Genomic DNA, 15,511 nt, shown 5'->3' on the forward strand with positions numbered 1-15,511 from the left:
GACGGCTCGGACGGCTCGGACGGCTCGGACGGCTCGGACGGCTCGGACGGCTCGGACGGCTCGGACGGCTCGGACGGCTCGGACGGCTCGGACGGCTCGGACGGCACTTCGGGCATGGGACCCCTCCCCCACCGGGCATACGCACGACCTCGGGCGGCGCATGGTCCGGGCATCTCACTGCGGCGCGCGCCCGCGGAGGTCGACCGATGACCGGCGGACGGCGTGGCCGAAAGACTAAGGTCCCGAACCGGCGTTCGTGAGCACGCGGAGTGAGGCTGTGGCAGGACCGTGACAGAGAGTCGACTCGGCCACCGGCCGCCCGGGCGGCAGTGGCGCTCCTACGGTCAGGGGCGCGCCGGGACCAGCCAGCCGGGAGGCTCCTCCGTCTGCGCCAGCCACTCGGCGGGCGGAGCACCGGCCGTACCGGCGGCGACGACACCGCCGACGATGGCGCAGGTCGTGTCGACGTCACCACCGGCCTGGGCGGTCAGCCAGAAGGCCTCCTCGAAGTTCCCGAGGCTCCTGGCCGCCGCCCAGAGGGCGAACGGCACGGTGTCGTGGGCACTGGTCCGACGGCCGTTGCCGAGGACCGCGGCGACCGTCCCGGCGTCCTGGTAGTCCAGCATGTCGCGGGCCCTGCGCAGCCCGGCGCCGACCGCGCTGCGGGGCACGAGCGCGATCACGCCGTCGAGCAGTTCCTCCGGCGTCGGCGGCCCGTCCGGAGCGGCGGCGAGCGAGGCGGCGGCCGCGACAGCCATCGCGCCGACGACCGCCTCACGGTGCTGGTGCGTGGTGTACGAGGAGATCTCGGCCTGGTGGGTGGCCTGCTCCGGGTCGTCCGCGTACCAGGCGCCCAGCGGGGCGATCCGCATGGCCGAACCGTTGCCCCAGGACCCCTGTCCGTTGAAGAGCGCCGAGGCCAGCTCGCGCCAGTCGCCGCCCTCCCGGACGAGCCGGAGCAGCCGGTTCACGGCGGGGCCGTACCCGCGGTCGAAGTCGTGGCGCTCGGCGAAGGAGGTCGCGAGCGCGTCCTGGTCGATGCGGCCGTGGACGGTGAGCACGGCCAGGACCGAGGAAGCCATCTCGGTGTCGTCGGTCCACTGCCAGGGGCCGGGCGGCAGGACGCGCCGCTTGAGCAGCGGGTAGTTGACCGGGACGAAGAACTGGGAGCCCAGGGCGTCTCCCACGGACAGGCCACGCAGACTGGCCAGGGCGCGTTCGAAGCGCCGCTCGGAAGCAGGATCAACGGTCATCGCCCTGCCACTCTATCCGGTACGGCCGTACGGCTCAGGGGTGCGCCAGCGCTGGAAGGGGCGGTCGAGGGTGTAGCGGCCGTCCGCGCCGAGGAGCAGGGTGCGCGTCTCCCCGTTGCCGGGGTTGGAGAGCGATTCGAACTCGGCCACCGACCAGTGGAACCAGCGCATGCAGAAGAGCCGCATGGTCAGCCCGTGCGTGACCAGCAGGACGTTCTCGGGGTGGCCGGGGTCCTCGAAGCTGCGGTGCAGGCTCTCCAGGAAGGCGCCCACCCGGTCGTAGACGTCCGCGCCGGACTCCCCCTGGGCGAAGCGGTAGAAGAAGTGCCCGTAGGCGTCCCGGTACGCCTTCTGGAGCCGTACGTCGTCCCGGTCCTGCCAGTTTCCCCAGTCCTGCTCGCGCAGCCGGGGCTCCTCGCGGACCCGGACGCGTGCCGGGTCGAGACCGAAGGCCCGGAACGTCTCGTGGGTGCGACGGTAGGGCGAGATGTAGACGCTCACCCGCTCCTCGCCGAACTGCTCACGCAGGAGCGCCCCGGTCTCCCCGGCCTGCCGCAGCCCGGTCGCGGTGAGCCGGAGCGCGTGGTCGGGCTCCCGCTCGTACACCGTGTCGTCGGCGTTGCCCTCGGACTCGCCGTGCCGGACGAGGACGATGCGCTGCGGTCGTGCCATGCACCGACCCTAGGCGGTGTACGGCGATTCCGCGTACCCCGGAGGGCACCGGACGCGGGGACCGGCCGTCGTCAGACCGTCCAGGACGGTTCCAGTCGGACGACGTCCCCCGTCAGCGCGGCCACGTCCGTGTCGGTCTGCGCGCGGGCCGCCAGACGCTGGGCGCCCTCGGCGCGGTACTTGCCGCGCTCGGCACTCGACTTCCACATCGAGAGCACCAGGAACTCGTTGCCGGGCGCCTCCGCGAAGACCCCGCGCACCATTCCGGGGGAACCGGCCATCGCCGGGTTCCACACCTGCTTCTGCATCAGCACGAAGTGCTCGGCCCGGTCCTCGTGGACGCTGCTGTGGGCGACCCGGACGACGTCCGACTCCGTGAACTCGGGCTCGAAGCCGGTCTTCACGTCGAACCGGCGCTCGAAGAGCATGACCTGCATATCGCGGAAGGTGCCCGCCTGCCCGGTCGCCGGGCGGTCCTGTCCGCGGGCGGTGAAGGAGTCGTAGAAGACGCGGTTCTCCCAGAACGCGAAGACATGGGCGACATCCGGGCGCGTTCGGCTCCACCCGCCGCTCTGCCCCCTGAACCCCGGCTCGCCGCGCAGCCCCGCCCACTTCCGCTGCCCCTGTTCGAACCCATGGCGGTCCACCACGGAACAGCGAATCCACTTCACCAGCACCGCGCCATCGTACGGCGCGGAACGTGGCCCGGATCACGGCCGTCCGCCGAACGCCCGGGCGCACCGGGCCCGTCCGCCACACCCGGCACCGGGGCACACGCGGCAGATGGCCCGAATCCGCCGTCCGGAACGGGCGCAGTTGGCTGTGCGGCCTGTTCCGGACATGATCGGGGAATCGGGTGAGGAGAACGGTCCGTGGACCGTCGGCCAGGAGGGGAAGTCCGGTGAGCACTCCGAACAAGGACATCGGGAAAGTCGAAGTACGGATCAAATGGGATCCCAGCCCGCACGGTGAACCCGACATCGACCTGGACATCATCGCGGCGACCTACCGGGCACAGGAGCCGTACGGCAGCCCCGCGTACCTGGTCCACTTCGACAGCCGCTCGCCGGACGGGACCATCACCCTGAACCGGGACAGCAGGACGGGCCAGGGATTCGGCTTCGACGAGGTCATGACGATCGAGCTGGACCGGCTGGCAGAGCGGTACGGGCGGGTGGTGGTCGGCGTGGCGATCCAGCAGCGCGGGGGCCGGAGGACCTTCGGTGAGGTCGACAGCACGGTCGTACAGATCCGGGAGGGGTACAGGAACCTGATCGAGGACGACTTCGCGGGTGTCGCCCCGTCGACGGCGGCGGTCGTCGGGGAGTTCTCCCGTACGGGGTCGGGGCCGTGGGTGTTCCGCGCGGACGTACGCGGCTTCGACGCCGACCCCGACGCGTTCGCCGCGGTGATGGGGAACCGCGTCGCCGGAGCCTGAACGGCAGCGACCAGTTCCGGCCAACCGCGTGGGTCGTCCGCCGGGGACGGCCTGCGCGCGGGCCCCGGCACTGCCACGGCCGGAACCCCCGGGCAGCGCCGGGGCCCGTACGCGAAGCCGCCCGCATGACCGATCGCGAGGCCGCGGTCCGGGCGCCGGGGGAGCTGGTGGAGCCGCTCGATCCGGTGTACGCCGTGAAGACGGTGCGACCCGGATCGTCCGGTCGGGCCCGGTGACGGCAACGGTCCGGGCGATCCGGGTGACGACGGCGGGGGGGGGGGGGGGGGGGGGGGGGGGGGGGTTTCCCCCCCCCCCCCCCCCCCCCCCCCTCGACCCCCCACAAACCCCCCACCCCTTCCCCCACTCCCCCCCCTCCAGCCCGACCCCCGTAACGCGCGTCGGGCGGACGGGGGGGGGGGCGCCCCCCCCCCTTCCCCCCCCCCCCCCCCCCCCCGTCACTGCTCAGGCTCAGCTGCAACCGCTGGTCGAGCCGCAGCCCTCGCAGATGTAGCAGGAGCCGGCGCGCTGCATCTTCGTACCGCAGGAGAAGCAGAGCGGGGCGTCGGCGCTGATGCCGAGCTGCATCTCGACCAGTTCGGCCGAGGTGTGGGCCGTCGTCGGCGCCGGCTTCTCGGCGGACTCGCGGGGAGCCGCCACCGACTTCAGGGGCTCGCTCTGGACCGGGGCTGACTGGGCGAGGCTCTCGGAGTCCACCCCGTCCGCCTCGAAGGACGGCTCGTACGAACCGGTGTCCAGGTGGCGCTGGCGCTCCTCGGCGGAGTGGATGCCGAGAGCGGAGCGGGTCTCGAAGGGCAGGAAGTCGAGCGCCAGGCGGCGGAAGATGTAGTCGACGATCGACTGCGCCATCCGCACGTCCGGGTCGTCGGTCATACCGGCCGGCTCGAAGCGCATGTTGGTGAACTTCGAGACGTAGGTCTCCAGCGGAACGCCGTACTGCAGGCCGACCGAGACGGCGATGGAGAAGGCGTCCATCATGCCCGCGAGGGTCGAGCCCTGCTTGGACATCTTGAGGAAGACCTCACCGAGACCGTCGTCCGGGTAGGAGTTGGCGGTCATGTACCCCTCGGCGCCGCCCACCGTGAAGGAGGTGGTGATGCCGGGGCGGCCCTTGGGGAGGCGCTTGCGGACCGGGCGGTACTCGACGACCTTCTCGACCGCCGTACGGATGGTCTCCTCGGCCTTCGCGGTGACCTCTTCCTTCTCCTTGTCCTTGGTCTTGGCGGAGAGGGGCTGGCCGACCTTGCAGTTGTCGCGGTAGATCGCGAGCGCCTTGACGCCCATCTTCCACGCCTCGAAGTAGACCTCTTCGACGTCCTCGACGGTGGCGGTCTCGGGGAGGTTGACCGTCTTGGAGAGTGCACCGGAGATCCACGGCTGGATGGCCGCCATCATCCGGACGTGGCCCATCGCGGAGATGGAGCGCTCGCCCATCGCGCAGTCGAAGACTTCGTAGTGCTCGGTCTTCAGGCCCGGGGCGTCGATCACATTGCCGTTCTCGGCGATGTGGGCGACGATCGCCTCGATCTGCTCCGGCTGGTAACCGAGGCGGCGCAGCGCCTGGGGCACCGTGCCGTTGACGATCTGCATCGAGCCGCCGCCGACCAGCTTCTTGAACTTGACCAGGGCGAGGTCGGGCTCCAGACCTGTGGTGTCGCAGGACATCGCGAGACCGATGGTGCCGGTGGGGGCGATGACCGAGGCCTGCGCGTTACGGAAACCGTTCTTCGCGCCGAGCCGGATCACGTCCTGCCAGGCCTCCGTCGCGGCGGCCCAGACGGGCGAGTCCAGGTCGTCGACGTGGATCGCCTTGGCGTTGGCGTCGGCGTGCTGCTTCATGACGCGCTGGTGCGGCTCGGCGTTGCGGGCGTAGCCGTCGTACGGGCCGACGACCGCGGCCAGTTCGGCGGAGCGCTTGTAGGAGGTGCCGGTCATCAGCGAGGTGATGGCCCCGGCGAGCGCCCGGCCGCCGTCGCTGTCGTAGGCGTGGCCGGTCGCCATCAGGAGGGCGCCGAGGTTGGCGTAGCCGATGCCGAGCTGGCGGAAGGCGCGGGTGTTCTCACCGATCTTCTGCGTCGGGAAGTCCGCGAAGCAGATCGAGATGTCCATCGCGGTGATGACCAGCTCGACGACCTTGGCGAAGCGCTCGGACTCGAAGGACTGGTTGCCCAGCCCGTCGTCCTTGAGGAACTTCATCAGGTTGAGCGAGGCGAGGTTGCACGAGGTGTTGTCCAGGTGCATGTACTCGCTGCACGGGTTCGAGCCGTTGATCCGGCCGGACTCCGGGCAGGTGTGCCAGGCGTTGATGGTGTCGTCGTACTGGATACCGGGGTCGGCGCAGGCCCAGGCGGCCTCGGCCATCTTGCGGAAGAGGGACTTGGCCTCGACCTCCTCGATGACGTCGCCGGTCATCCGGGAGCGCAGCCCGAACGTGCCGCCCGCCTCGACGGCCTTCATGAACTCGTCGTTCACGCGGACCGAGTTGTTGGCGTTCTGGTACTGGACGGACGTGATGTCGTCGCCGCCCAGGTCCATGTCGAAGCCCGCGTCGCGCAGGGCGCGGATCTTCTCCTCCTCCTTCACCTTGGTCTCGATGAAGGCCTCGATGTCGGGGTGGTCGACGTCGAGGATGACCATCTTGGCCGCGCGGCGGGTGGCGCCACCGGACTTGATGGTTCCGGCGGACGCGTCGGCACCGCGCATGAAGGAGACCGGTCCGGAGGCGTTGCCGCCGGAGGAGAGCAGCTCCTTGGAGGAGCGGATACGGGAGAGGTTCAGGCCGGCGCCGGAGCCGCCCTTGAAGATCATGCCCTCTTCCTTGTACCAGTCGAGGATCGACTCCATGGAGTCGTCGACGGCCAGGATGAAGCAGGCGGAGACCTGCTGGGGCTGGGGCGTGCCGACGTTGAACCAGACCGGGGAGTTGAAGCTGAAGATCTGGTGCAGGAGGGCGTAGGCCAGCTCGTGCTCGAAGATCTCGGCGTCCGCGGGAGAGGCGAAGTAGCCGTGGTCCTCGCCGGCCTTCCGGTACGTCTTCACGATCCGGTCGATCAGCTGCTTGAGGCCGGTCTCGCGCTGCGGCGTGCCGACGGCGCCGCGGAAGTACTTGCTGGTGACGATGTTGACCGCGTTCACCGACCAGAAGTCGGGGAACTCGACGCCACGCTGCTCGAAGTTGATCGAGCCGTCGCGCCAGTTGGTCATGACGACGTCACGGGGCTCCCACGCCACCTCGTCGTACGGATGCACGCCGGGGGTGGTGTGGATGCGCTCGATACGCAGACCCTTGCTTGCCTTGGCGCCCTTGGTGCGGGAACCTCGCGGGCCGCTCGCCGTCTCTGTCATGCCGCCTCCCATATGTGGGCAAAAACGCCCTGAAGTGCCCAGTTCTTCCCAGGCACAGTGTGTGTCCGTTGCCCCGTGGACCGCGCTCGGCCACGGGGACAGGTCCTGAATCGCCCGGTCACCGGTCGGCGGAGCTGGCTCCGGACCGTGACGGGCGCGTACCGCTCAGTCGGCGGCGATGGCGGGGGCGGGGACCTCAAGGGTCTCGCCGCTCCCGGGGTCCTCCGCGGTGGGCCGCTGCGCGCGCAGTTCCACGATGGCGGCCTCGAAGTCCTCCAGAGAGTCGAACGCCCGGTAGACGGACGCGAAGCGCAGGTACGCGACGAGGTCGAGTTCCTGCAGGGGGCCGAGTATGGCCAGACCCACGTCGTGGGTGGTCAGTTCGGCGCTGCCGGTGGCACGCACCGCCTCCTCGACCCGCTGGCCGAGCTTGGCGAGGGCGTCCTCCGTGACGGGCCGGCCCTGGCATGCCTTGCGGACGCCGGAGATGACCTTGGTACGACTGAAGGGTTCGGTCACGCCGCTGCGCTTGACGACCATCAGCGAGCAGGTCTCCACCGTGGTGAAACGGCGGGAGCAGTCGGGGCACTGCCGTCGGCGGCGGATCGACGTGCCGTCGTCGGTGGTGCGACTGTCGACGACCCGGCTGTCGGGGTGCCTGCAGAAGGGGCAGTGCATGGCTCCCAACCCTCCTTCACAGCACGAACGAATAGCCTCTCCGGCCGACCCTCTCGGGCTCCTCGGAGGCAGTCCCCAGCATAGGCGATGGCCTGGGGCCGATTGAACCCAGGACCACTACTTCTGGGCGGCCGGGACGATCCAACCACTAGATCTAGGGTTCGGCGGGGTTTTCGGCCTACCGCGTGTCGCACCCCGGGTACCGCCTCGAGGAGGCGCGGGCCAGGGAAGAGGGTACGGGAATCGCACACTCCGCGAACCGCCGGGGGCGCCGGGACGGGGCACCGGGTGAAAGACTGGACGGGGAGGGCTCGGGCGAGCCCGTGGACACCCGGGTCGCGGACCCGCGGAACGTCGGGTCCGCGCCGCACCCGCCTTCCGCCCGCCGCTCATACACCTGTGGGCCGTATCCCGGCAGCGCTTTATTCGTTTTTCACTCGAACGTGTGTTTGGCGCAACCTTTCGAAAGCTACTACCGTTGTCCAGCCAGGGAGACCATTCGAGAGGGGCCGCCGACGTGACCACGACCGCAGACAGTGCCACCATCACCGCCCGGGACCACCGCTCCCAGAGCCGACTTGAGCCGGTGCATGCCATGAATGACTCACTGACGAACACGGACGGGCCCGAGCCCGGCCGCCCCGGACGCGCCTTGCCCGGCAGGCCTCCAGGGATCAGGGCGGACAGCTCGGGTCTCACGGACCGGCAGCGGCGGGTCATCGAGGTCATCCGCGACTCCGTGCAGCGCCGGGGGTACCCGCCGTCCATGCGGGAGATCGGTCAGGCGGTGGGCCTGTCCAGCACGTCGTCCGTCGCCCATCAGCTGATGGCCCTGGAGCGCAAGGGCTTCCTCCGGCGCGACCCGCACCGGCCCCGCGCCTACGAGGTGCGCGGCTCGGACCAGCCCAGCACCCAGCCGACCGACACGACAGGGAAGCCCGCCGCTTCCTACGTCCCCCTGGTGGGCCGGATCGCCGCCGGTGGGCCGATCCTCGCCGAGGAGTCGGTCGAGGACGTCTTCCCGCTGCCGCGCCAGCTCGTCGGTGACGGTGAGCTGTTCGTGCTGAAGGTCGTCGGTGATTCGATGATCGAAGCAGCGATCTGTGACGGTGACTGGGTCACCGTGCGCCGCCAGCCCGTCGCGGAGAACGGGGACATCGTCGCGGCGATGCTGGACGGCGAGGCGACGGTCAAGCGTTTCCGCCGCGAGGACGGGCACGTCTGGCTGCTGCCGCACAACGCCGCGTACCAGCCGATCCCCGGTGACGAGGCGACGATCCTCGGCAAGGTGGTGGCGGTGCTGCGGCGGGTGTGAAGGCCACCGTTCGTCGACCTGGAGGACACGACGGAGCCCCGGGCCAGCCGTATGGCGTCCCGGGGCTCCGTCGTGTCCTACCTGCCCTCCGCCTTGGCCAGGGCGTCGATCGCGGCCAGGGAGCGGCGGGCCTGATTGCGGTCCGTGGTGTACCAGAAGTCCGGCAGCGAGGCACGCAGATAGCTGCCGTACCGAGCGGTGGCCAGCCGGGGGTCCAGGACGGCCACGACGCCCTTGTCGCCCGTGGCCCGGACGAGACGGCCCGCGCCCTGGGCCATGAGCAGTGCGGAGTGCGTCGCCGCCACCGCCATGAAGCCGTTGCCTCCGGCCTCCTCCACCGCCTTCTGGCGGGCACTCATCAGCGGGTCGTCGGGCCGTGGGAACGGAATCCGGTCCATGACCACCAGCTGACAGCTCGGCCCCGGCACATCGACGCCCTGCCAGAGCGAGAGCGTGCCGAAGAGACAGGTCTCCGGGTCGGCGGCGAAGTTCTTGATCAGCTCCCCCAGGGTCTCCTCGCCCTGGAGCAGGATCGGCTTGTCCAGCCGCCCCCGCAGCTCCTCGGCGGCCGCCTTGGCCCCCCGCATGGACGAGAACAGCCCCAGCGTCCGCCCGCCCGCCGCCTCCACCAGCTCGGCCAGCTCGTCGAGCATGTCCGCACGGGAGCCTTCGCGCCCCGGGGTGTTCAGATGGCGGGCGACGTACAGAATGCCCTGCTTCGGATAGTCGAACGGGGAGCCGACGTCCAGCCCCTTCCACTGCGGGAGGTCGTCGCCCGCGGTGCCCTCGGGCGCGAGCCCCAGGGAGGCTCCCACCCCGTTGAAGTCCCCGCCGAGCTTCAGCGTGGCCGAGGTCAGGACCACGGAACGCTCGGTGAAGAGCTTCTCGCGCAGCAGCCCGGAGACCGAGAGCGGGGCCACCCGCACGGAGGCGCCGAACCGGTCGTGCTGCTCGTACCAGACGACGTCGTACTCCGAGCCCTGGGTGATCCGCTCGGCCACCCCGTGGATCGACTCGACCGAGGCCAGCGCCTGCTTGCGTACGGCGTCCTCGTCCTGGACGGACCTGTCGCGGGTCGCGCCCATCGCGGAGATCACCGTACGGGCCGCGTCGCGCAGCGCCATCAGCGCGTACGACAGATCCTCGGGCAGTTCCTCCAGGCGTCCCGGGAGCGCCAGCTCCATCACCCGCTCGAACCCCTCGGCGGCGCTCTGGAGCGCGTCGGCGGCCTTCTCGTCGACCAGCTTGGCCGCCCGCCGGACCGCCCGGTTGACCTGGGACGGGGTCAGCTCGCCGGTGGCGACCCCGGTGACCCGGGAGACCAGCTCATGGGCCTCGTCCACGATCAGCACCTCGTGCGGGGGCAGCACCGGGGCGCCCTCGATGGCGTCGATCGCGAGCAGCGCGTGGTTGGTGACAACCACATCGGCGAGCTTGGCGCGCTCGCGGGCCGCCTCCGCGAAGCACTCGGCGCCGTACGCACACTTCGTCGCGCCCAGGCACTCGCGCGAGGAGACCGAGATCTGCGCCCAGGCCCGGTCGGAGACGCCGGGGGTGAGGTCGTCCCGGTCGCCGGTCTCCGTATCGTCCGACCAGTCCCGCAGCCGCAGCAGGTCCTGGCCGAGCTTGCTCGTGGGCGCCGCCGCCTCGAACTGGTCGAAGAGCCCCTCCTCCTCGTCCTGCGGGGCCCCTTCATGGAGCCGGTGGAGGCAGAGGTAGTTGGAGCGGCCCTTGAGCATCGCGTACTGCGGGCGGCGGCGCAGCAGCGGATGCAGGGCCTCCACCGTGCGCGGCAGGTCCCGCTCCACCAGCTGGCGCTGGAGGGCGAGGGTGGCCGTGGCCACGACGACCCGTTCCCCGTGCGCCAGCGCCGGCACGAGATAGCCGAGGGACTTGCCCGTGCCGGTGCCGGCCTGGACCAGCAGGTGGGATTGGTCGTCGACCGCCTCGGCGACGGCCTCGGCCATGGCGGCCTGGCCGGGGCGCTCCGTACCGCCGACGGCGGTGACGGCGGCGTGCAGGAGCTCGGGGAGGGATGGCTTCGTCATAGCCCGACCACCCTACGGCGCACCGCTGACAACGGCGATCACTCCCGGACCCGGGCGGCGGGGTGCAGCGGGTTGGGAACCGTGCCGTGGATCGCCGCGTGCGGGCGGCTGGACCGGTCGCGGTAGCCGTCGACGTGGAGCCGGTTGCGGTTGAGACAGAGGCGTTCGATCTCGGGGGTGAGCATGTCGAACAGCTCGAACCGCTCCTTCAGCTCCGGGAAGCGGGCGTGGTGGCGGACGGTCTCCGCCCTGACGAGTGACCAGAACACGTCCTCGCTCACGCCCAACTGCTCCTCGCAGAGCGGGGAGAGGTAGCGGAAGACGCCGACGAAGAGGCCGGAGTGGATGAACTGGGTGAGGAAGGAAGGCTCCTCGGTGAGCAGGACCGCGCGCACCTCGGCGGGCATGGTGGCGTGCTCCGGCAGCGGGTGGGCGCTGATGTTGACGTCGTCGACGAAGTCCTTGATCGCCAGGCGTACGGGAACGTCGTTCTCGTCGAAGACGACGATGGCGTTCTCGCCGTGCGGGGAGAAGACCGTGCCGTAGCGGTAGAGGAAGTGCAGGAGGGGCGGGAGCAGGGCGGCGAAGAGGCGGGTGAGCCAGGCCTCCGGGGTGAGGCCGGAGCGCTCGACCAGCTCGGCGGTGAACGCGCGGCCCGCCGGGTCCGTATGGAGGAGGGAGGCGAGCGTACGGGCGCGTTCGCCCGGGGCGAGGCGGGGCGGCAGGGGCTCGCGCCAGATCGCGCCGAGGATTTCCTTGTACTGGTACGGGGCCTCGGGGAGGTGGTCGTAGAGCGGGTGTTCCACGGTGACGGAGGCGACCTCGCCGAGCAGGACGACCCGGCAGGTGTCGCGCAGGAAGGGATCGGCCTCGCACAGGCCCTGGACCCAGGCGGTGACGGCGGGGGCGGCGAGGGTCCGCTCGGTGGGCAGGCCGCGCCAGACCAGGGTGTTGAGGATGGAGAGCGGCAGCTTGACCGTGTGCCGGTCGGGACGGGACACGTTGGCGAAGGTGCGGACGGACTGCTGGGCGAGGCGGGCGTCGCCGTCGGTGTGCAGCGCCACGATGTCCCCGTCGGCTATGGCGGGGGCGAAGAGCGGAACGATCCATTCGTCCCACTGCCAGGGGTGTACGGGGAGGTAGAGGTAGCTCTCCGGGTCGAGCCCCCGGGTCCGCAGCTCGGCGGCGAACGCGGCGCGGACGGAGGGGTCGAGCTCTCCGGCGTACAGGTGCTCGGGGGTGGTGAGACGGCCCACGCCCCGGTACTGCGCGATCCGGGTGCTCACGGCGATCCACGGCAGCCGGAGGGGGGTGCGGGTCTCGGGGGTGAAGCGTGCCGCGTCGGCGGCGGAGAACCCCAGCCGCCCCTTGCTCGCCACCAGCCAGGGGTGGCCGGTCTGGTGGCCCTCCAGCTCGGCGTAGCCGACGTCCGCGAGCTGGGCCGCGGTGAGGGCGGTGTGGTCGAGCCGGGCGTCGGCGGTGAGGGTGAGGGTCAGTTCGCGGATGAGGTGGCCGAGGGTGGCGCCGTCGAGGCCGAGCAGGGAGCGGGCACGGGTGAGGAACCGGAGCGGGTCGCGGAACGGCCGGAGCGTCCCCTCCGACGGGCCGTCGGCGGGCGCCCGGTGTGAGGAGGCGCCGTTGGAAGGGGGGTTCGCGGGCGGATGGGCCGTCGCGATGGAGTCGGGGTCGACGCGCCAGCTCCCGTACACGCCCCGGCGGGCCGTGAAGCGCAGCTCCGTACCGTCGTCGAGGGTGAGGGCGTGGAGGCGGCCGTCGCCGGGCCGTCGTTCGGGCTCGATGATCTCCTCGTACGCGAATTCACCGAGCATCTTGGCGAGCAGCCGCGCCGCGGCCCGGTCCCAGACCTGCCGGTTCAGCTCCGGGGGGCTGAGCAGCGGGCGGGGATCGGTTGTGTCATGGCTCGCGGGATATGTCGGCACGGGGACTCCTCCGGGTGGGACCGATGGGGTTCGAGCGGTGTGGACGGTGCGATGCGGTGTTCACAGGTGATCACGGTACGTTCGGTCGCGGATCATCAGGGCGGCACGTTTGTCGGGGAGGTCCACCTCGGCGGAGAACCGGAATCCGGCGCTCAGGAAGGCTGCCACGGACGGGGTGTTCCGAAGGTCCGGCTCGGCGACGACCCGCCCGCTCCGTGGAAGGTGGTCGAGGGCGAGGTCGGCCACGGCCCGGAGCAGGGTGGTGCCCAGGCCCTTCCCCCGGTGGTTCACGCCCCCGATGAGGAGGTGCAGGCCGGTGTCGTGGAGGCGGGCGGGGTAGTGGCGGGCCAGCGGGTCCAGATCGGCGCGGTAGACCTCCCAGTAACTCATGGGTGTTCCGTCGAGCACGCCGAGGCAGGGGATGGAGCGGCCGTCCCCCTCGAGCTGGGCCCTGATGTGGTCGGCGGTGACGGAGTCGGGCCCGGCCAGCTCCCAGAAGGCGGCCACGGCGGGGTCGTTCATCCAGCGGCTGATCAGGGCGAGATCGCGCTCCAGGACTACCGGGACCAGGTGGAACACCCCGGCCCCGGTGGTCGCTCCGGGCCAGGTGGCCGGGTCGGTGAGCAGCTCGCCGGAGGATGCGCTTCCGGTGGCCGCCGACCGCCGCCGGTCCCCGCCGGTCAGGGCGAGCAAATCCTCGGTGAGTTTCAGATCGAGGGTGTCTTCGGTGCCTGCGCCGTGCCCTGCGCCTGTGCCGGGGGGTCCGGGGCGCGGCTGCGGGTGCGGGTGGGCCCCTTCCGGAGGCGCCGTGGGGGATTCCGCGGGCGCGTCGGCGGGAGGCACAGGGGCACTCTCCTCTCTCGGGAGCGGGCGGCCGACGCGGTCGCGGCCGTCCCCTCAGGTGTGCAGGGGGTTGGCGATGGAGACGTAGACGGACTGGGTGTCGACCGGGCCGACCAGTTCGTCGAGTCCGTGCAGCCTGGTGAGCAGGTTGGCCTTGCAGCGCAGGTGGCCGTTGTCCAGAAGATACGCGGGCAGGGGCGAGCCCAGGTCCGCCGCCTCGGTGAGGAACCGGCGCAGTACGGTGAGGAGTTCCCGCTCGTCCGCGAGCCGCTGGGCGCCGAACGCGCCGATGAGGCCGAGGATGTTGTTGATGCCCAGGTAGTAGGCGAACCGCTCGTCGGTGACCGGGTCGGAGACGAAGGTGTCGCTGACGGCGCCGATGCCCGGAAGGCGCCGTTCCAGCTCCTCGCGGCGGGAGTCGCGGAAGTAGTAGCCCTGGTTGTCCCGGTAGCGGCCGCCGACCGGCCAGCCGTCCGGGTCCAGCAGGACCAGGGTGTTCTGCTGGTGGGCTTCCAGGGCGACCCCGGCGTGGGCGTCCAGCCAGAGGACGGGGCGTACGACCTTGTCCAGATAGCGGCGGAACCACTCGGCGCAGATGTCGCCGACGGGCCGTCCGCTCCGGGCGGCGAGGGCGGTGACGGCCTCGGCCAGCCGGGAGCGCATCTCCGGCCGGCCGGGGCGGGGTCGCTGGGCGGTGAGCCCGGCGATGCAGACGGCGTCGTCGCCGGGGCCGAAGGGGTTCTGCCGGAGCATCACGTCGAGGCCGGTGACGGGGGCGCCCTCGGGGTCGTCGACGGCGAGCCAGGCGGGGTCGCGGACGATGTCGAAGCCGGGGTGGACCCGCTGCCAGCTGTCGGCCAGGCCGGTGGTCAGGAGGCGGTGGACCTCGACACCCCGGTGCAACTCCTTGCGGAGGTTCTCCCGGCGGGAGTTGGTGATGCGGACGCCGAGGGAGAGCTTGAGCATGACGCGGGCGCCGGGGCGGTGGACGGTGCGGATGGACGAGGTCGGGTGCCAGCACTCGCCGTACGGGCCGAGGTCGTGCAGCAGGCCGGACTCCTGGAGGGCGGCGACCTGCGGGCGGCTCAGCAGGTCGGCGGCCTGCCAGGGGTGGAGTGGTAGGGCGGTGGTACCGGGCGGCAGGCGCAGCCCCTCGCGGTGCGGGGCGAGCAGCTCCTCGGCGGAGGCCGGCCCGCCTTCGGACCAGGCGGAGTCGGTGACGGTGAGGGAGCGGTCGACGGCGAACCAGTGGAGCGGGAAGGAGCCGTGCAGCTCGGGCGAGTAGCGCCGCGCCTCCGCTTCGGAGAGCCCTTCGCGACTCTTGGGGGTGGGGTGGAGGGGGTGTCCGAGGAGGAGGGACTGCTCGGCGGTGAGGAAGAGGTCGGCGTCGGCCGGTTCGGCGGGGTGGCGGCGGCGCTGTTCGACGAACCCGGCGGTGTGGCGTACGGAGTCGGCGACGCGGGCGACCAGGTCGGCGGAGCCGTCGCGGCCGGCCTCGCGGCCGGCCTCGCGGCCGATGAGGACGGCGACGGTGACGGCATCGGCGGGCGAGGCCTTCTCGGGGGCGCTCTCCAGGGCCGGGGGGCCGAAGCGGTGCGCCCCGGTGGCGGACCAGTAGACGACGGGGACGAGCAGGGCGGTGCCGGTGGCGGGGAAGGCGACGCGCAGGGTGTCGCCCTCGGGGCGGGACAGGCCGTTCTCGCGGATCCAGCACCGCAGCAGGCTCTCGGTGCCGGCGGCGTCGGCGGCCCGCAGCGGGTCGGGGTGGTCCAGGGGGTCTTCGCCGTGAGGGAGTTCACCGCCCGGGAACACAGGGGCGGCCAAGTCACCCTCGTACGGCGCTTTCTGACGGGGTACGGCCGTCGTCGCCTCGACCGTGCCGGGGGCGGCCGGTCCGTCCTGTCCTCGGTGCTGGGGGGTGCCGGGGCCGTCGGCCTCGGGCGCGGAGGTGGGGTTCACGG

Annotated in this window: 11 protein-coding genes; 2 read left to right on the forward strand and 9 right to left on the reverse strand. The window is 71.6% G+C overall.

Going from position 1 to position 15,511, the window contains the following annotated elements; all coding sequences use genetic code 11:
- Positions 1-344: 344 nt before the first annotated feature.
- The 3 genes from AC0682_RS21980 to AC0682_RS21990 all read right to left on the reverse strand — a co-directional run bounded on the left by AC0682_RS21980 (position 345) and on the right by AC0682_RS21990 (position 2,602).
- The gene (locus AC0682_RS21980; protein WP_478534754.1) at positions 345-1,253 is read right to left on the reverse strand and encodes an ADP-ribosylglycohydrolase family protein; all 909 of its coding nucleotides are present in this window, start codon (positions 1,251-1,253) and stop codon (positions 345-347) included.
- 12 nt (positions 1,254-1,265) lie between these two features.
- Positions 1,266-1,925, reverse strand: a complete 660-nt coding sequence (locus AC0682_RS21985) for a histidine phosphatase family protein (RefSeq protein WP_478534755.1) — start codon at positions 1,923-1,925, stop codon at positions 1,266-1,268.
- A gap of 71 nt (positions 1,926-1,996) precedes the next feature.
- Positions 1,997-2,602: a YdbC family protein gene (locus tag AC0682_RS21990; protein ID WP_478534756.1), complete on the reverse strand. Its 606-nt coding sequence runs from the start codon at positions 2,600-2,602 to the stop codon at positions 1,997-1,999.
- A gap of 224 nt (positions 2,603-2,826) precedes the next feature.
- On the opposite strand from AC0682_RS21990, the gene AC0682_RS21995 reads away from it, so the two are divergent.
- Complete coding sequence (locus AC0682_RS21995) at positions 2,827-3,363, forward strand: TerD family protein (RefSeq protein ID WP_478534757.1); 537 nt, start codon at positions 2,827-2,829, stop codon at positions 3,361-3,363.
- A gap of 468 nt (positions 3,364-3,831) precedes the next feature.
- Here the strand turns inward: AC0682_RS21995 and AC0682_RS22000 are convergent, their stop codons facing one another.
- Together AC0682_RS22000 and nrdR are read right to left on the reverse strand one after the other, a co-directional pair.
- On the reverse strand, positions 3,832-6,726 hold the full coding sequence (locus AC0682_RS22000) for a vitamin B12-dependent ribonucleotide reductase (RefSeq protein ID WP_478534758.1): 2,895 nt from the start codon (positions 6,724-6,726) through the stop codon (positions 3,832-3,834).
- Positions 6,727-6,891: 165 nt separating this feature from the next.
- On the reverse strand, positions 6,892-7,404 hold the full coding sequence (gene nrdR / locus AC0682_RS22005; RefSeq protein WP_254811505.1) for a transcriptional regulator NrdR: 513 nt from the start codon (positions 7,402-7,404) through the stop codon (positions 6,892-6,894).
- Positions 7,405-7,921: 517 nt separating this feature from the next.
- Between nrdR and lexA the strand changes: the two genes are divergently transcribed.
- Positions 7,922-8,719 carry a transcriptional repressor LexA gene (gene lexA, locus AC0682_RS22010; RefSeq protein WP_019762227.1) on the forward strand — a complete coding sequence of 266 codons (798 nt, stop codon included), beginning with the start codon at positions 7,922-7,924 and terminating at the stop codon, positions 8,717-8,719.
- A gap of 77 nt (positions 8,720-8,796) precedes the next feature.
- On the opposite strand, the gene AC0682_RS22015 is transcribed toward lexA, so the two are convergent.
- From AC0682_RS22015 to AC0682_RS22030, 4 genes are read right to left on the reverse strand one after another with little or no spacing between them, the layout of a single operon-like run.
- Complete coding sequence (locus AC0682_RS22015) at positions 8,797-10,767, reverse strand: ATP-dependent DNA helicase (protein ID WP_478534759.1); 1,971 nt, start codon at positions 10,765-10,767, stop codon at positions 8,797-8,799.
- Between the two features lie 38 nt (positions 10,768-10,805).
- Positions 10,806-12,707, reverse strand: coding sequence for an IucA/IucC family protein (locus AC0682_RS22020; protein ID WP_478534760.1), 1,902 nt, complete (start codon positions 12,705-12,707; stop codon positions 10,806-10,808).
- A gap of 60 nt (positions 12,708-12,767) precedes the next feature.
- The gene (locus AC0682_RS22025) at positions 12,768-13,550 is read right to left on the reverse strand and encodes a GNAT family N-acetyltransferase (protein ID WP_478534761.1); all 783 of its coding nucleotides are present in this window, start codon (positions 13,548-13,550) and stop codon (positions 12,768-12,770) included.
- Positions 13,551-13,604: 54 nt separating this feature from the next.
- Positions 13,605-15,509, reverse strand: a complete 1,905-nt coding sequence (locus tag AC0682_RS22030) for an IucA/IucC family protein (RefSeq protein WP_478534762.1) — start codon at positions 15,507-15,509, stop codon at positions 13,605-13,607.
- Between the last annotated feature and the right edge of the window lie 2 nt (positions 15,510-15,511).

The organism is Streptomyces sp. NPDC043746 (assembly GCF_056436485.1).

Excerpts from the sequence above, each read along its gene's own strand:
- AC0682_RS21980 (WP_478534754.1), bottom strand. The coding sequence starts at position 1,253 with ATGACCGTTGATCCTGCTTCCGAGCGGCGCTTCGAACGCGCCCTGGCC.
- AC0682_RS21985 (WP_478534755.1), bottom strand. The coding sequence starts at position 1,925 with ATGGCACGACCGCAGCGCATCGTCCTCGTCCGGCACGGCGAGTCCGAG.
- AC0682_RS22000 (WP_478534758.1), bottom strand. The coding sequence starts at position 6,726 with ATGACAGAGACGGCGAGCGGCCCGCGAGGTTCCCGCACCAAGGGCGCC.
- nrdR (WP_254811505.1), bottom strand. The coding sequence starts at position 7,404 with ATGCACTGCCCCTTCTGCAGGCACCCCGACAGCCGGGTCGTCGACAGT.
- AC0682_RS22015 (WP_478534759.1), bottom strand. The coding sequence starts at position 10,767 with ATGACGAAGCCATCCCTCCCCGAGCTCCTGCACGCCGCCGTCACCGCC.